General features: G+C 37.0%; 14 protein-coding genes. 3 read left to right on the top strand and 11 right to left on the bottom strand.

From position 1 onward, the window contains the following. Nucleotide 1: 1 nt before the first annotated feature. The 4 genes from KO521_RS15355 to KO521_RS15340 form a co-directional block, all read right to left on the bottom strand. On the bottom strand, nucleotides 2-1,069 hold the full coding sequence (locus KO521_RS15355) for an amidohydrolase family protein (protein ID WP_215940795.1): 1,068 nt from the start codon (nucleotides 1,067-1,069) through the stop codon (nucleotides 2-4). A 184-nt stretch (nucleotides 1,070-1,253) separates the two neighbouring features. Further along, nucleotides 1,254-1,667: a hypothetical protein gene (locus KO521_RS15350; RefSeq protein WP_215940794.1), complete on the bottom strand. Its 414-nt coding sequence runs from the start codon at nucleotides 1,665-1,667 to the stop codon at nucleotides 1,254-1,256. Nucleotides 1,668-1,776: 109 nt separating this feature from the next. After that, entirely contained in the window at nucleotides 1,777-2,730 is a 954-nt protein-coding gene (locus KO521_RS15345) for a CAP domain-containing protein (protein ID WP_215940793.1), read from the bottom strand. 120 nt (nucleotides 2,731-2,850) lie between these two features. Further along, nucleotides 2,851-5,100: an inorganic phosphate transporter gene (locus tag KO521_RS15340; RefSeq protein ID WP_215940792.1), complete on the bottom strand. Its 2,250-nt coding sequence runs from the start codon at nucleotides 5,098-5,100 to the stop codon at nucleotides 2,851-2,853. Nucleotides 5,101-5,468: 368 nt separating this feature from the next. On the opposite strand from KO521_RS15340, the gene KO521_RS15335 reads away from it, so the two are divergent. Continuing rightward, nucleotides 5,469-5,828: a toxin-antitoxin system YwqK family antitoxin gene (locus KO521_RS15335; RefSeq protein ID WP_215940791.1), complete on the top strand. Its 360-nt coding sequence runs from the start codon at nucleotides 5,469-5,471 to the stop codon at nucleotides 5,826-5,828. Nucleotides 5,829-5,905: 77 nt separating this feature from the next. Here KO521_RS15335 and KO521_RS15330 read toward each other — a convergent pair whose 3' ends face one another. Further along, nucleotides 5,906-6,298 (bottom strand): carboxypeptidase-like regulatory domain-containing protein, encoded by a 393-nt coding sequence (locus KO521_RS15330; RefSeq protein ID WP_215940790.1) that lies wholly within the window; start codon nucleotides 6,296-6,298, stop codon nucleotides 5,906-5,908. A gap of 161 nt (nucleotides 6,299-6,459) precedes the next feature. On the opposite strand from KO521_RS15330, the gene dgt reads away from it, so the two are divergent. Continuing rightward, nucleotides 6,460-7,803 carry a dGTP triphosphohydrolase gene (gene dgt / locus KO521_RS15325; RefSeq protein WP_215940789.1) on the top strand — a complete coding sequence of 448 codons (1,344 nt, stop codon included), beginning with the start codon at nucleotides 6,460-6,462 and terminating at the stop codon, nucleotides 7,801-7,803. Here the strand turns inward: dgt and KO521_RS15320 are convergent. Next, nucleotides 7,800-8,933, bottom strand: a complete 1,134-nt coding sequence (locus KO521_RS15320) for a DUF3078 domain-containing protein (protein ID WP_215940788.1) — start codon at nucleotides 8,931-8,933, stop codon at nucleotides 7,800-7,802. The genes dgt and KO521_RS15320 overlap by 4 nt on opposite strands. Further along, nucleotides 8,926-10,701: a 1-deoxy-D-xylulose-5-phosphate synthase gene (dxs, locus tag KO521_RS15315; protein ID WP_215940787.1), complete on the bottom strand. Its 1,776-nt coding sequence runs from the start codon at nucleotides 10,699-10,701 to the stop codon at nucleotides 8,926-8,928. The genes KO521_RS15320 and dxs overlap by 8 nt, the downstream gene beginning before the upstream one ends. A gap of 179 nt (nucleotides 10,702-10,880) precedes the next feature. Here dxs and KO521_RS15310 point away from each other — a divergent pair, with 179 nt between their 5' ends. Further along, the gene (locus tag KO521_RS15310; protein ID WP_215940786.1) at nucleotides 10,881-11,330 is read left to right on the top strand and encodes a nucleoside deaminase; all 450 of its coding nucleotides are present in this window, start codon (nucleotides 10,881-10,883) and stop codon (nucleotides 11,328-11,330) included. A 66-nt stretch (nucleotides 11,331-11,396) separates the two neighbouring features. Here the strand turns inward: KO521_RS15310 and KO521_RS15305 are convergent, their stop codons facing one another. The 4 genes from KO521_RS15305 to aspS all read right to left on the bottom strand — a co-directional run bounded on the left by KO521_RS15305 (nucleotide 11,397) and on the right by aspS (nucleotide 15,567). Beyond that, nucleotides 11,397-11,591: a cold shock domain-containing protein gene (locus tag KO521_RS15305; protein ID WP_252730084.1), complete on the bottom strand. Its 195-nt coding sequence runs from the start codon at nucleotides 11,589-11,591 to the stop codon at nucleotides 11,397-11,399. An 86-nt stretch (nucleotides 11,592-11,677) separates the two neighbouring features. Continuing rightward, nucleotides 11,678-11,935, bottom strand: coding sequence for a hypothetical protein (locus tag KO521_RS15300; protein ID WP_215940785.1), 258 nt, complete (start codon nucleotides 11,933-11,935; stop codon nucleotides 11,678-11,680). Nucleotides 11,936-11,968: 33 nt separating this feature from the next. After that, on the bottom strand, nucleotides 11,969-13,753 hold the full coding sequence (locus tag KO521_RS15295) for a chloride channel protein (protein WP_215940784.1): 1,785 nt from the start codon (nucleotides 13,751-13,753) through the stop codon (nucleotides 11,969-11,971). Nucleotides 13,754-13,812: 59 nt separating this feature from the next. Further along, on the bottom strand, nucleotides 13,813-15,567 hold the full coding sequence (gene aspS, locus KO521_RS15290; protein WP_215940783.1) for an aspartate--tRNA ligase: 1,755 nt from the start codon (nucleotides 15,565-15,567) through the stop codon (nucleotides 13,813-13,815). Nucleotides 15,568-15,710: the final 143 nt, after the last annotated feature.

Here is a 15,710-nt window from a genome sequence, read left to right as displayed (position 1 = left end):
ATTATTTACTTAATATTTTTCTTCCGTTCTCAGAATATATCATTTTCAACGTCTCGTCACTTAAATCCAATCCGTTAAGTGGCCAATGATACGAAAATAGGTCCCAAGCATAAAAGTGTTCGTCAGCACTTTCTAAAATACGAAACGTAGTCTCATACATGCTGGCATCCATTCCCATATCCGTTCCATACACCAATCTATCTTTATATTTTTCAAAGAAAGCTTTTGTACGACGCGGTACAGGAGCTACTTCCGAATATCGTGCAGATATATCAGCATATAAATTAGGATGTTTATCCAACAGTTTACTTAAAATTTCCAAGTCATGGCTGGTATTGGCAAAATGGCAAGCAATAAAAGTAGTGCCTCTGTTATTCTTGACTGCATTAGATAATGTAGTTAATAGCTCTTTGTGAGAAAGAACACCCTCTTTAGAGGTGTCTACTTTCCAGGTATATGCATTCATAAGACCATCGTTTTTTTCGTTCATAGGTAAATACATCCAATAGGGGTCTGCTACATGGACACTAATAGGCATACCCAACTCACCACATCTTTTTAAAACAGGTTGTAACCGCGGATCATCCATATGAAGACCCGGTGCTTCAGCTGGTTTTGAATAAAAAAGGCCAAGACCTTTGTCACCTAATTCGCCCACACCTCTTGCACCTTTGTCAAAACATCTTTCTAATTCCTTGACAGCCTTTTTGGTCCAACCTTTTTCGTTATAGCCGGTGTAATCAAAACCGCACCAGACTTCAATTTGGTCGCCATATTTAGAGTACATGTCATAGATGCTGTCAAAACGGGATCCAGTGGAGTAGGTTAGAATGACTGACTTTTCTACGTTATGGCTTTTCATCGTAGCAATCCATTCCTCTAGTTCTTTTTCTGATTTAGCATCAGGATGTGAGTGAAAGTCTATGACCGGATACTTAGCCCTTATAATTTTTGTTGTAGGAGTGTTGTAAATGCTTTCGGGTTTAAAATCTTTAAGGAGTAGTTTATCTTGTGAGTACAATGGGTTGGTAAGAAATAAAACCAAGAGGGAGAAGGACAATAATTTCATTTTAGGAAGAATTTAGTTGATGTTCTTTAATCATAAAAAGGTACTAAAAAGCTTCCGTTCATCATAGGCTGAAACGAACCATTCAGAAAAAATGGGGGAAATTTGGTGTTTTAAGTAGGACTAAATTTAAAACTAGATTGGGAGTTACTGTTGCAGGAATCAATAAAATAAGGAACGAAAAGGACTATTTGTTTAACTCTTCTAAATTGTGAACTACCCAATCATAAGCCTCATCCAATTCATGGAATACAGCAATTGGTTTTTTTATAAACATTCTTTCCAAAGTGGCTATCATACGACGATACTTGTTTTCTGAAACAATAGCCATCCCCATAAGATTTGGAAACATATCTACTATTTCTTTATAGCCCATGGGATCCATTGAATATGAATTTTTTCTATGTGAAATATAAATAAACGGTTTAGTCTTTCCGTATTGGCGTTTTAAAATCCTTATGGGTCCAAGGGAGTCTACCTTACTAACATCTGCGCCTTCAGCAAATTCCCCGACCAAAAAGTTGGAGTAAAACCAAAATTTGGCAAATCCAAAATCGTGGGTTGCCAACAGTTCGTGCTTTATAGATGTAGACGTTTTCATACCGTACCTTAGATGTTAAGGTACAATTTTAACTGAATAAAATATACGGATTGTTGGAAAAGAAACTAACTAAGATGTACACGTGCAATTTTACTAGTATGTAATAGGCCTATTTATCGGGGTCAAAAAGAGTTACTTTATATTGAAATTTCTGAGGTTCCGAGTTAATAAGTACATTGTCTATTGTGATATTGTAGGTAGTATCTTCCGTTATAGAATTACCGTTTACATCAGGTTGCCATACAATAGTATTATCACCATAGATACCGGTTAATTCCTCAATGCTTAGAGAAATAGAATTACCGTTCTCAGCTTTCATTGAAATAGTGGTTTCAGAGAAATCTGCGCTAGCAATTGAGAAAGACCATCTGGCATAGGCAAGTCTACCTGGCAAGTAACCTTCTGGTGGCCAAGCTATAAAGCTAGGTGCGTCCAAAGGAGTAGTGCCTGGGTTTCCCAATACCCAAAGCGCATTGTACCCACTCGTATTTCCTATACCGATTTCTTGTAATCTTGGCCATAGCAGCCATCTTCGGTGACCTACAGGAAAATTTTCATTACCATGATCGCGGATATAGGAATCTATGGATGCTGAGTTTTTTGTTGAGGTCAGTAAAGCATTACCGGCGGCTTCTGTTCCATCACTAGTATAACAATTCCATGTTTCAGGTGGGAAATGATTTAGTGTATTGTTGGCATGCATCATAAGTGCTGCCTGTTGTGATTTATTACTTTTAGTGGCGTTTTCTGTAATTGTATTTTTCAAACCTACCGCTGTTCTGTAATATGCCAAACGCATTAGTATTTTTTCTCTAATGGGTTCGGGAACGGTACCCGGATCACAATTCTCTACGTTGCCGGACCATGCTATTTCGTTTGCCGTATTACCGGAAGCTAAGTAATAGTCTTCGTAAAGCTTTTTAGCATCATCTCTTGCACTTAGGTCTAGATTTGCGATTAATTCTTCCTCTTCTTCCTGAATGAAGGTGGAGCTCTCTTTACTGCATGATAGAAATAGTGTAAAACAGCAAACTGCGGGTGCTAGGTAGTTTATTAGGCGCATTAGATAAAGATTTGGGTATCTTTTTACTAACGGCTAAAATTATAGAAAGGTATTTTTTTTCGATAAAGTGATTATCGTGCTAAAAGGATGACACAATTTTTAACCAAATAAATCCGAGATTTATACTTTGGTATTGGCGTGTTGATCGTAAGTTTCTAGCAGATTCATGGTAGCTACAAGAAGATCTTTAGTTTCCAATAACAAGCTAAAGTATAAAGCTGTGTTTTTGGGGCTAGACTCATCAGTTCTTGTGCGCTCTACTTGCTTGTGAATTTTCATATCCACTTTTTTGAACAATTCTTGTTTGTGAATAATGAGTTCCGTTAGTTTTAAGAAATCCTTAGTCTCGAATATAGTTTCAATCTCTTTAAATAGTTGATCTAAGTACCCATCTGTTTCCTTAAGATCTTTAATCTGGTTGAACCTTAATTTCTTATGATTATTATGTACATGCTTGTAGCCTGCTTTTGCTATATATTCAAGAGATTGAGTCATATCTTGCAAGTAGCTCAAAATAGAAATATAGAAATTACTGGTACTTACACTAGATTCATCAAGGTTTTTAATAAAGTAGAAAATGTTATCCCTAAGATCTTCAACCTCTTTATCAAACTTGTTTATTCCTTTTTTACTCCTTTTAAGCGTATCAATATCATGTTTGGCCAAACCATCTATACTCTGGGTATAAATTTTATTGGCTCTTTTAATGGCAAGAGAAATGTTGGCAGCACTTTCGTCAATTACACCTATGATAGAGTTGCTTTCTGCTCTTTCTAATTTTTGCTCCAATTTGGTCTCCTTCATCTTTTTAGTGTGAGAAAGATAGTTTTTCCCGATCAGAAGAAAAGCAACGATCAATAAGACACTAATGGCCCAAATACCCCCTAAATGGATGACGTAAGCAATAATAGCGGCTGCAGTAAAAGCACTTAAGGCGGTAAAGAACCATCCGCCTATTACATTAAGAACACCTGCCACACGATATACTGCACTTTCCGCACCCCATGCTCTATCTGCCAAAGAAGTTCCCATAGCAACCATAAAAGTAACGTAAGTGGTGGAAAGAGGAAGTTTCATTGAAGTAGCCAAAGAAATAAGAACACTGGCGACCATTAAATTAACGGATGCACGAACCAAATCAAATGCAGGTAAATCTTGAACCCTGCTTTTAGGTACATAAATGTAAGGCTTTTCAAAGCGAGTGTCCATTTTCTTTAATAGTGCCTCGGGAATAAGAGCAGATATACTTTCGGAAGCCGTAATTGTAAATTTTACAATCTGTCTAGACAGAAAATTAGGCTGAAAACGCTCATCACCTTCATCTTGTCTAGATAAATCTACACTGGTTTTAACTACATTTTTTGCTTTAGATGAAAACCATAAGGTCACTACCATTATCATGCCTGACAACAGTAATAAGTATTGGGGTGTTTGTACTGCAGAGGCAAGACCCTCCATTGTATATTTATCCGCATCAATACCAGAAGAGCTCCAAGTAGTGTAAGATTCCATAGCGGCTAATGGTACACCAATAAAGTTTACAAGGTCATTTCCGGCAAAGGCCATAGCGAGAGCAAATGTACCTACTACGATAATCAAGGTGTATATATTGATTTTTGTTAAAGTAGAAACTAACCAGGAAAATAATGTCCATACCACAAAATTGCTAAGAATAAACAAGGCTTGTTTGTTAGCGATCATATCAAGAATCTCAGGGCTAAAGACAGAAGCACTTTTAAGACCTTTTACTAGGATAAAGTAAATGATAGAAGTAAGGGCGAATCCACCAAAAATAGCACCTACCCATTTTGGTTTATTTTCAAATTTAAAGGAAATAAGTAAACGAGAAACGAACTGTACTAAGGCACCTACACTAAAAGCAATTACAACTGATAGTAGAATACCTAAGATAATCTCTGTTGCTTTATCCGTATTAATGTACGTCCACAAATCGGATACACCACCATCGTTACCTGCTATTTTCACCAAGGAAATGGCTACTGCCGCCCCTAAAAGCTCAAAGACTATAGAAACGGTCGTGGATGTGGGCATTCCTAACGTATTGAAGAAATCTAACAATAGAATATCCGTTATCATCACCGCCATGAAAATAATCATGATTTCGGCAAATACGAATTGTTCAGGATTAAATATACCTTTTCTGGCCACCTCCATCATTCCGCTAGAGGAAATCGCTCCAAAGGCTATACCAACGCTAGCAACAATCATTACCGTTCTAAATGATACGGCTTTTGAGCCAATTGCAGAGTTCAAAAAGTTCACAGCATCATTACTTACACCAACGACCAAGTCAGTTATGGCAAGCACGGCCAGTGCAATAATCATAAAAAGGTAAAGGTTCTCGCCCATCAAAAATAAAATGTGCACAAAAATGGTATTATAATTTATTAATTACGTTAAACTAAGGTTATGAAGTAGGGCCTGCTATTAGCTGGATATCTACAATTTAATTTATGGTACCGCATAAGGGTTATCAAGTCCTCAATGTTTGGGGTATTAAGAGTTTTAGTAAAATTATGGAGGTAATTTAGGCTATTCAGGGCATTTAAAAGAATGTGTTGTCAGCTTTTTTTGGAAATATTTGTGTGGTTTGAGCAATATTTTGATAGTTATATCGTTTTCAATGTAAATTTAATGTTAAGCAATAGTGTTTTTAACGTAAATTTATTTATCTTTGATTGAGTAAACAGGCACAGAATCATTTTAAAATCAACGACATGAAAAATTCAATTATACTTTTCGCCCTTGCATTAACTATGACAGTTGGGTATGCCCAGAAGGAAAAAGAAGTTAAATTAAACAAGGACACTAATTTAGTAGAGGCTACATATTTCCATGATAATGGAGAGGTAAGTCAAAAAGGAACTTTTGATTTAGCTGGAAAATTACACGGTCAGTGGATCAGCTTTGATGAAATGGGAGAAAAAGTATCTAAAGGAAATTACAATAAAGGTGTTAGAACCGGAAAATGGTTTTTCTATAACGACGGTGCTGTAAAGGAAGTGGAATTTGATAATAATGTTATTGCTAATGTTATTAATAAGGAGAAGAAATCTGCAGTGGTCTCAAAGGACTAACAAATCTATTGTATTGAAAAAGGGAGTTTTCACATTGTGAAAACTCCCTTTTTGTTTTTATGATATCTTGACTGAAACTACTTGTCTAAGCTAGTAAGTGCTGTTTCAGGATTTTGCAATGTGTTCTCATCTGCAAATGTCATTTCGGGAAGACTTAGAGTTTTAGCTTGTAAACCTTGAGTTATCTGCAAAGTATTGGAAGCGGTTACCTGAACAGGAATTTCATGCGCTTCATAACCCAAAAAAGTAATTTTTAAAATATAATTACCCGGTTCAATATTTGATATTTCAAAGTTGCCACGAAAATTGGTCTGAGTCTTAAATTTTGTATCCTTAATCTGCACATCAGCAAACAACAAAGGTTCATTGTTCATTTCCATGTCATAAACAGTTCCTTTAATAGCTCCTTCTTCTTGAGCAAAAAGGCTTAGTGTACATACAAAGGCAAGAAAGAATAACGTCTTTTTCATTGGTTCTTATTTTCTTTGCAAAGAAAACCCCAGTATGTTAAGTTAGGGTTACCTGAAGTTTAATTGTTGATATTCTTAAGGTTAAATAACGGTGCGTTCTTTTGTATACAAAAAGGTATTGAAATTGAAAAAATGTAACTTGCGTGACTTAAAAAGTTGTTATGAACTGGGAAAATTTATTGTCTCTTAAGCGTCAAGGTGATACGCATAAAAGATTACGTAAAGAACAGGATGAGACAAGGTTGGGTTTTGAAGTAGATTATGACCGAATCATATTCTCTAGTGCATTCAGAAGTTTACAGGATAAAACGCAGGTTATTCCCTTATCAAAAACAGATTTTGTTCATACTCGTTTAACGCATAGTTTGGAAGTTTCGGTTGTAGGTAGGAGTTTAGGGCGTATTGCAGGTAAAAAGATTCTTGAAAAACATCCTTTTTTAAGTGAGATTTACGGTTATAGATTTAATGATTTTGGAGCCATTGTGGCTGCTGCGGCATTAGCCCATGATATTGGTAACCCTCCTTTTGGGCATAGCGGCGAAAAGGCCATAGGTGAATATTTTATCACGGGAAATGGAAGAAAATATGCATCGGTTTTAACTGAAAAGGAGTATCAGGATATAATAGATTTTGAAGGAAATGCCAATGGTTTTAGATTATTATCACAATCTAGGGAGGGTGTTATTGGAGGTTTGCGATTGAGTTATGCAACTCTTGGGGCTTTTATGAAATACCCTAAAGAATCGCTGCCTAAAAAAGCTTCAAAACATATAGCTGATAAGAAATTCGGTTTTTTTCAGCCTGAAAAAGAAGCTTTCCAAGAAGTGGCAAAAGATTTGGGTCTTCTACAAACTAGGCAGGGAAAGGATATTTCTTTCGCTAGGCACCCCTTAACCTTTTTAGTAGAAGCTGCAGATGATATCTGTTACACTATAATTGATTTTGAAGATGGTATTAACCTTGGTCTTATTTCAGAAGACTATGCGTTGGAGTATTTAATAAAATTAGTTAAAAACACCATAAATACCAAAAAGTATAATTCTCTGAAATTTAAGGAAGATAGGTTGAGTTATTTGCGCGCCCTTGCCATCAACACCTTGATAAGCGATGCAATTGCGGTATTTATTGAGAATGAAGATAAAATACTGAGTGGTACTTTTAATACTGCTTTATTGTATCAAAGTGTGTTTAAGGCGCAAATTGAAGATATTATCTCTATTAGTGTTGAGAAAATATACAGGTCTCAAGAAGTAATCGAGAAAGAAATAGCTGGGTATAAGATTATATCAGATATACTAGAGGTATATACCAATGCACTAATTCGTAAGAAGGAGAACATAGCCTCTAATTACGATGCATTAATGCTAAAGACGCTACCGGAATTTTATAGAAATACAGAAGATTCTGTGTATCACATTCTTTTAAATACATGTTGTTACGTAGCTAGCCTTTCGGATAGTGCGGCAGTGCACATTCATAACAAAATAATGGGGAAACAACTTTAGAAGGCATAGGAAACACCAACCCCTAATAATTGTTTAAATTGAATGCGTGGGTTTCCCGCATCCACAACAATACCATTGGCATCTTTTTGTTCGTCAAAAAGAATGTCATCATCGTAGATAATATGTGTTCCTATGGTGGTAATTACATATTTGTTTACTTTTAAATCAAAATTAAGCTCCCAGTCCACATCTATATTTCCAAACTTCTGGAGGTAATCCGTATATAGGCTTAACCGATGCTTTAAAATCATATTCTTGTAAATCTCTTTTTGGTACTGATTAGTGACCAGAAAACCAAATTCAAGAAATATTTGTTCTCCTTTTTCAAGTATATTTCCATCGGCATCCAACACGGCTTTTTTTACACCAAAAGCCCCTTTATTGGCTAACTCCTCGTCTAAAACAAAAGTTGCCTTTTGCGTTATTGGAGAAATATAGAGGTTAAATTTTTGATCTTTGGTAATGTAAGATGTACCGGCACCTAAAAATGAATATCCAGGAGCCATAAATCTTGAAATAGGTGATGACCTATCCGGATATTTATAACCGTTGGAAAATTGGGTGTTGAAGTTGGCTTTCGCCGAATAATACCAGTTGCTAATAGTGTCTCTTTGTAAACCAAAAGTAGAACTAAACCGAATGGCATCATCGGTTTTTCTCAATTTCTGTTCATCTTGAACATTAAGTCCATATCGCATCTCCATATAGTTATCCCATTGGATATATCTAAACTTATAATTTCTCTCAAAGCGAGCGTTCCCTAGAGCTGAGATAGAGTTATTACCACCCGCATTCCAATTCACAAAAGCTACTTCACTAAAATTAGCTCCTAGTTTATTAACGTTAGTCCAAAAGGAAGGTACTCTAAATCTGTTAGGTTTTTCATCTAGGGCATTGGTCCGGTTAAAAGAAATGACGGGGTTCATTAAATCTACACTACGTGGTACAAATTTTATCTTTTCTTGAGTTTTCCTAATGACTACGGTATCTACAACAGTAGTATCTATTACCATAGTATCAATTTCCATTTCCCTCCCCGGTGGCAATGAATCTTGATTTTGCCCAAAAGAAGAAAGGCAGATGCTAAAAAAAAGAATAAATAAGCATGTTTGGTTTGGGTAGTTATTCATTAAGTAGCGTTTTAATTTGTTCTTTTATTCTCATTGGGTCAATTTTAGCTTGGACATGTAACTGTTCAACGGTGCCATGTTCGATAAAAACATCGTCAACTCCTAAAATATGTATTTTTTTAGAATAGCCTAGTTCATTGGCTAGTTCTAGGATTGCAGACCCAAAGCCGCCCATTTTACTTCCATCTTCAATAGTAATTATGTGCTTGTACCGTTTTAAAATAGTGCAAAGAAGATTTTTGTCCAAGGGTTTTACAAAGCGCATATCATAATGACCTATTTTGTTTTTTTTGTCAATTTCAAGTATAATATCCGCAACTATATTTCCGATATGACCTATAGTTAATAAAGCAAGTTCAGAACCTGTTCTTAAAGTTCTTGCTTTACCTATTTCAATTTTTTCAAAGGAATTTTTCCATGTTTTTTGAACTCCTCGCCCCCTGGGATATCGAATAGCGATGGGATGGTTTAAGGCCAATTGGGCCGTGTACATCATATTCCTAAGTTCCGTTTCGCTCATTGGTGCAAAAATAGTCAAGTTAGGAATGCATCTTAAATAAGCAATATCATATATCCCATGATGAGTGGCACCATCTTGACCAACAAGACCGGCCCGATCTAAACAAAAAACAACAGGCAAATTCTGAATAGCTACGTCATGTATGACTTGGTCATATGCGCGTTGAAGAAAAGTGGAGTAAATTGTGCAATAAGGAACTAAGCCTTCCGTAGCCATACCAGCGGCCAAGGTTACGGCGTGCTGTTCTGCAATGCCAACATCAAAGGCTCTGTCCGGTATTTCCTCCATCATATATTTTAGCGAACTGCCCGTGGGCATTGCGGGAGTTATACCAACAATATTTTTGTTTTTGCGGGCTAATTCTACTAGTGTATGTCCAAAAACATCTTGGTATTTTGCAGGTTGGTTGGCTACTGCTGGTTTTTTATGAAGCTCACCGGTGCGTTTGTCAAATTTACCAGGGGCGTGATAGGTAACTTGGTTTTCTTCGGCTTTCTTTAACCCTTTTCCCTTAGTGGTTATAACATGCAACAATTTTGGTCCGGCTACCAATTTTAAATGATTTAGTTCGCTGATCAATGTATCAAGGTCATGGCCATCTAATGGGCCTGTATAGTGTAAGTTGAGACACTCAAATATATTCTCATCTTTTGCCGTTCCTTTTTTTACATTGGTCAAGTATTTTTTTAAAGCTCCAACACTTGGGTCAATACCAATAGCGTTGTCATTAAGTATAATCAATACATTGGAATTGGTAGAGCCAAGATGATTTAAGGCCTCAAAAGCCATGCCACTGGCAATGGAGGCATCACCAATTACCGCAATATGCTGTCTATCGTTCTCATTGTTCAACTGAGCGGCCATAGCCATACCCAAAATAGCAGAAATTGAAGTAGAGCTATGTCCTGTGCCAAAGGAATCATATATGCTTTCGCTTCGTTTTGGAAATCCGCTTATGCCACCTAATTGCCGGTTGGTATCAAAAATCTCTTTTCTTCCCGTTAATATTTTATGTCCGTAGGCTTGATGGCCCACATCCCAAATAAGTTTGTCCGTAGGCGTGTTAAAAACATAATGCAGGGCAATAGTCAGTTCTACAACGCCAAGGCTAGCTCCTAAGTGGCCTTCTTTGGTTGCAACAATATCAATAATAAAATCCCTTAACTCTTGAGCAAGTTGATAAAGTTCCTCTTTTACCAATTTGCGTAAATCCTCAGGATAGGTAATATGCTTTAGAACTGATTTCAAATTAAAGATGTAAAATGTAAAAATAAGCGTTTAGCTGTGTAGAGACAATTCTTTTTAATTCAGTGTTGAATATTTGCGAAGTCAATTAGGACAGCTTTTGGTTGGTGGAAAATTTTAATATGGGCAAGTTATGCGGATCTTTCGAAAAGTATGGCATAAATTTGTGTTAAACCCTGGTTATGATAGAGCCTTTTGATGATGCGTATTATATGAAGAAAGCACTTCAGGAAGCTGAAGCCGCTTATGAAAAGGGTGAGGTACCTATAGGAGCGGTTATTGTTATACAGGGCCGGGTTATAGCACGTGCCCATAATCTTACGGAGCAATTAAATGATGTTACCGCTCATGCGGAAATGCAGGCTATAACCGCTGCTGCAAATTTTCTGGGAGGTAAATATCTACAGAACTGTACACTCTATGCTACTCTAGAGCCCTGTCAAATGTGTGCTGGAGCACTTTATTGGAGTCAAATTTCAAAAATAGTTTATGCAGCCAAGGATCCTCAAAGGGGTTGTGGCGTTATGGGAACAAAATTGCATCCAAAGACGGAAATGGTAGGTGGACTAATGGAAAATGAAGCCAGTGATTTGTTGAAACGTTTTTTTAACGAAAGAAGGAAAAACAAATAACATCTGCTTTTGGAGCATAAAAAACCCCAACCGAAGCTAGGGTTAGCGTTGTTGGTAGCTTTTATACTAGCCTACAACTAGTACTTGCGCGGCTACAATGCCTTTCCGGCCTTCCTCTTCCTCATATTCTACTTTCTCACCTTCATTTAGAGCCGTACCGTTTAATGCAGTAGCGTGTACAAAAATGTCTTTTCCGGTTTCATCGTTAGTTATGAATCCATATCCTTTGGATTCATTGAAAAATTTTACTGTGCCAGTCATGATTAATTGAAATTAGTTGATAATAGTTTACAACTAAATTATAAATTTTTTGATTAGGCAAAGTTAAAATGAAGTAATTTTTATGATTAAGATTGTTGATTATCAGTCTTTTCGGTTTCATTACCTCTCATTTTTTTTATGTTCTCCTCAGTAAGCATATAGTCTTTCATTTTCTTTCCTTTACTATATGTGAAGAGAAATAAAGGCATGGCCACAAGGAAAAGTCCAAGGGTACCAGAACCAATAAATTTATGGCTCAAAGGCAAATTTTCTTCTTGAATACTGAAGCCATAGATGATAGCAGCAAAACAACCCAAAGTGATTAAAGAAACAAGGTATTTCATAGTAGCGGTAAAATTACAAAACCTTTTAAGACCTTATCTTGTAAAATTAATGAGTTCTCGCCTATAGGCGGTCAAGAGTTTGGATTTTGATACAAAGCCTATGTATCTGCCATTTTTAATAACCGGTAGGTTCCATGCCCCGCTGTTCTGAAACTTTTCCATTACTTTTTGCATACTGTCTTTTCCATGAAAGATATGTTCGGGAGCATTGTGCATAAAGGTCTCTACTTTGGTGGTTTCATAAAGAGAGGTGTCAAACATAAATTCTCTTATATCATCTAATAAAACAATACCTACTAAAGATTGGTTTTTATCAACTACAGGGAAAATATTTCTAGCTGATTTTGCAACGGACTTGTGAAGCATGTCTCCCAGTGTCATATCAGGATTTACAGTTTTAAAGTCTTTTTCAATAACATCGTCCAGTTCCATAAGTGTCAATACCGATTGGTCTTTATTGTGGGTCAGTAGGTCTCCGCTTTGGGCCAGCTCTCTTGTGTATATAGTGTAATCAACTGCGTTTTTGGTTATAAGATAAGATATGGATGAGGTAATCATTAAGGGAACAAATAACTCGTAACCACCTGTAATTTCAGCAATTAAAAATATTGCGGTTAAAGGCGCGTGTAATACACCGGCAATGAGACCTGCCATGCCAATTAACGTGAAATTACTTTCGGAAACGGCAAAACCTAAGCCTGAGTGGTTCACGATTTTTGCCATTACATTGCCAAGTGCACTACCCATTACCATGGTTGGGATAAATATTCCACCAGCACCACCAGCTGCCAATGTCGTGGTCATTGCTACCGCTTTAAAAATGGTTATTCCGAACAAAAGAGCTATAACAACCCAGATATTTTGAGTGTAATCATCAAAAGGAGTTTTGCCCAAAGCTTTAATATGGTCACCGTGAAGTAGGTCGTTAATAAAGCTAAAACCCTCTCCGTATAACGGCGGAATGAAATACAACATTATGCCTATGGCCAATCCGCCAACTAGGAGTTTGTATTTTGGGGTTTTTAACCTGGCAAATAGCTTTTGAATACGAAAATACATTCGTGTAAAATAGATGGAAGCGAAAGCTGTTCCTACACCTAAAATGATATAAAATATAGTGTCCTTTATCTCAAAATTCTGAGTTAAGGTAAAATTAAAAAGCACCTCGTTACCTAAAAAGAAGTAAGAGGTCAAAACCCCAGAGATAGAAGCCAATAATAGGGGAAGCATAGAGAGCATGGTGAAATCCAAACTAAAAACTTCCACTGCAAAAATGATAGCCGCAATGGGTGATTGAAATATAGAGGCAATGGCACCGGCCGAAGCACAAGCAATCAATAATGATCGGGTTTTTGCGTTAATGTGAAAAAACCGTCCAATATTTGAACTTATGGCAGCTCCCGAAGCAACTGCAGGGCCCAAGAGACCCGTAGATCCACCAAAACCGATAGTTAAGGGAGCGGCGATCAATTGGGTATAAATATGATTTGGTTTAATTACCCCTTTCTTTTTAGAAAGTGAAAAAAGAATAGAAGAAACCGCGTGTTGAAGTGGTTCTTTATGAATGTATTTTACGTAAAGATAAACAAGCGTCAGGCCTATTATGGGTAGTATAAAATAGAGCCCGTTGTTTGAAATGAAAATCCCCTTTTCAAGAGACACCTCAATAAAGTAAACAATGTTTTTTAGTGTAACGGATGCCAGCCCTGCTAAAAGCCCTACCAATACGCTCATGATTTGCGTAAAAGTCTTATTGGAGATATTTTTATATCGCCACTTTAAAAATTTAGTAGATAGTCTTTGTAGTTTGGTTGGCATTAAACAGATTTGCTATCTAAAAGTATAAAAAAATCCCACTCCAAGGTGGGATTTCTTTGCTATCCTTTTATATCTAGCTTTAGATTTAGTTCGCGAAGCTGTTCTTGGTCAATTGCTGCGGGAGCATCAATCATAACATCACGTCCGCTGTTGTTTTTTGGAAAAGCGATAAAATCTCTAATCGTTTCCTGACCCCCAAGAATAGATACCAATCGATCTAATCCGAAAGCAATACCTCCATGTGGCGGAGCTCCATATTGAAAGGCATCCATAAGAAAACCGAATTGAGCCTGTGCTTCTTCTGGCGTAAAGCCTAGGTGTTTTAACATTGTGCTTTGTACGTCTCTATCGTGAATACGAATAGAGCCGCCTCCTATTTCATTACCGTTCAGTACCAAATCATAGGCATTGGCACGTACCGCACTTGGGTCGGTTTCTAGCAATTCTAACTGTCCAGGTTTTGGGGAAGTAAATGGGTGGTGCATGGCGTGGTAATTACCAGTTTCTTCATCAAGTTCCAATAGAGGAAAATCAATAACCCACAACGGTGCGAACTCCTCAGGATTTCTTAAACCTAATCTTTCAGCCAGTTCCATTCTAAGAGCACTCAATTGAGCTCTGGTCTTGTTGGCATCCCCAGAAAGAACACAGATAAGATCACCAGGTTTTGCTCCGGTAGTTTCAGCCCATTTGGACAAATCTTCTTGATCGTAAAACTTATCTACGGTAGATTTGAAACTTCCATCTTCATTATACTTTGCATATACCATTCCTTGGGCACCAATTTGTGGTCTTTTCACCCAATTTACCAAGGCATCTAATTCTTTACGCGTATAATTTGCAGCACCGGGTACCGCAATCCCAACCACCAATTCCGCGGAATTGAATACCCCAAATTCTTTATGTTGTGCTACGGTGTTTAGCTCGCCAAATTCCATCCCAAAACGAATGTCCGGTTTATCATTACCGTAGATGCGCATAGCATCATCATAGGTAATTCTTGGAAAGGCAGATATTTCAAATCCTTTAATTTCTTTCAGCAGATGTTTGGTAAGCCCTTCAAATTCATCAAGAATATCTTCTTGTTCTACAAATGCCATCTCGCAATCAATCTGCGTGAATTCTGGTTGTCTATCGGCTCGGAGGTCTTCATCACGAAAACACTTTACAATCTGAAAGTATTTATCCATACCTCCCACCATAAGTAATTGCTTAAAAGTTTGAGGAGATTGAGGCAAGGCGTAAAACTGCCCTTCGTTCATACGACTAGGCACAACAAAGTCCCGAGCTCCTTCCGGCGTGGATTTTATTAAATATGGTGTTTCAACTTCAATAAAACTCTGGTCACTAAGGTACTTTCGTACTTCCATAGCCACCTTACTTCTAAAAACAAGATTGTTTTTAACAGGATTCCTGCGAATATCCAAATAGCGATATTTCATCCGTAGGTCTTCACCGCCGTCAGTTTCATTTTCTATGGTAAAGGGAGGTGTTTTAGATTCGTTTAGAATAACTACCTCATCTACCAAAACTTCAATATTACCAGTAGCAAGATTTGGATTTTTCGAAGATCTTTCAATGACCTCACCGGTTACCTGAACAACGAATTCCCTACCTAAATGCCTTGCTTGCTCCAATAATTTTGAAGAGGTACGATCTTCATCGAAAACCAACTGCGTAATGCCATAACGATCACGAAGGTCTACCCAGACCACAAAACCTTTATCACGAGTTTTTTGTACCCATCCGGATAGGGTTACTTTGGTTTCAATATGCGATTCTCGTAATTCTCCGCAAGTATGGCTTCTGTACATTATTAGATAGGTTTAAAGAGCAAATGTAAGAAGTTATGATGGTATCATCTAAAAAAATATGCCAATCGTTTTAGTTGATCATATCATAATTAATTGTCCTTGGAAACGCTAAAATTTAACAGATATTTTAGTTTTGCAGTAAT

This window comes from Zobellia uliginosa (assembly GCF_018860745.1).
Lineage (GTDB): Bacteria > Bacteroidota > Bacteroidia > Flavobacteriales > Flavobacteriaceae > Zobellia > Zobellia uliginosa_B.
Note: the sequence above shows the minus strand (reverse complement) of the source record. Positions and strands in the feature narration are given on the sequence as shown.

Bases quoted from the DNA above. Each gene is read 5' to 3' on its own strand.
- KO521_RS15355 (WP_215940795.1), bottom strand. From the start codon at position 1,069: ATGAAATTATTGTCCTTCTCCCTCTTGGTTTTATTTCTTACCAACCCA.
- KO521_RS15350 (WP_215940794.1), bottom strand. From the start codon at position 1,667: ATGAAAACGTCTACATCTATAAAGCACGAACTGTTGGCAACCCACGAT.
- KO521_RS15345 (WP_215940793.1), bottom strand. From the start codon at position 2,730: ATGCGCCTAATAAACTACCTAGCACCCGCAGTTTGCTGTTTTACACTA.
- KO521_RS15340 (WP_215940792.1), bottom strand. From the start codon at position 5,100: ATGGGCGAGAACCTTTACCTTTTTATGATTATTGCACTGGCCGTGCTT.
- KO521_RS15335 (WP_215940791.1), top strand. From the start codon at position 5,469: ATGAAAAATTCAATTATACTTTTCGCCCTTGCATTAACTATGACAGTT.
- KO521_RS15330 (WP_215940790.1), bottom strand. From the start codon at position 6,298: ATGAAAAAGACGTTATTCTTTCTTGCCTTTGTATGTACACTAAGCCTT.
- dgt (WP_215940789.1), top strand. From the start codon at position 6,460: ATGAACTGGGAAAATTTATTGTCTCTTAAGCGTCAAGGTGATACGCAT.
- KO521_RS15320 (WP_215940788.1), bottom strand. From the start codon at position 8,933: ATGAATAACTACCCAAACCAAACATGCTTATTTATTCTTTTTTTTAGC.
- KO521_RS15310 (WP_215940786.1), top strand. From the start codon at position 10,881: ATGATAGAGCCTTTTGATGATGCGTATTATATGAAGAAAGCACTTCAG.
- KO521_RS15305 (WP_252730084.1), bottom strand. From the start codon at position 11,591: ATGACTGGCACAGTAAAATTTTTCAATGAATCCAAAGGATATGGATTC.
- KO521_RS15300 (WP_215940785.1), bottom strand. From the start codon at position 11,935: ATGAAATACCTTGTTTCTTTAATCACTTTGGGTTGTTTTGCTGCTATC.
- KO521_RS15295 (WP_215940784.1), bottom strand. From the start codon at position 13,753: ATGCCAACCAAACTACAAAGACTATCTACTAAATTTTTAAAGTGGCGA.
- aspS (WP_215940783.1), bottom strand. From the start codon at position 15,567: ATGTACAGAAGCCATACTTGCGGAGAATTACGAGAATCGCATATTGAA.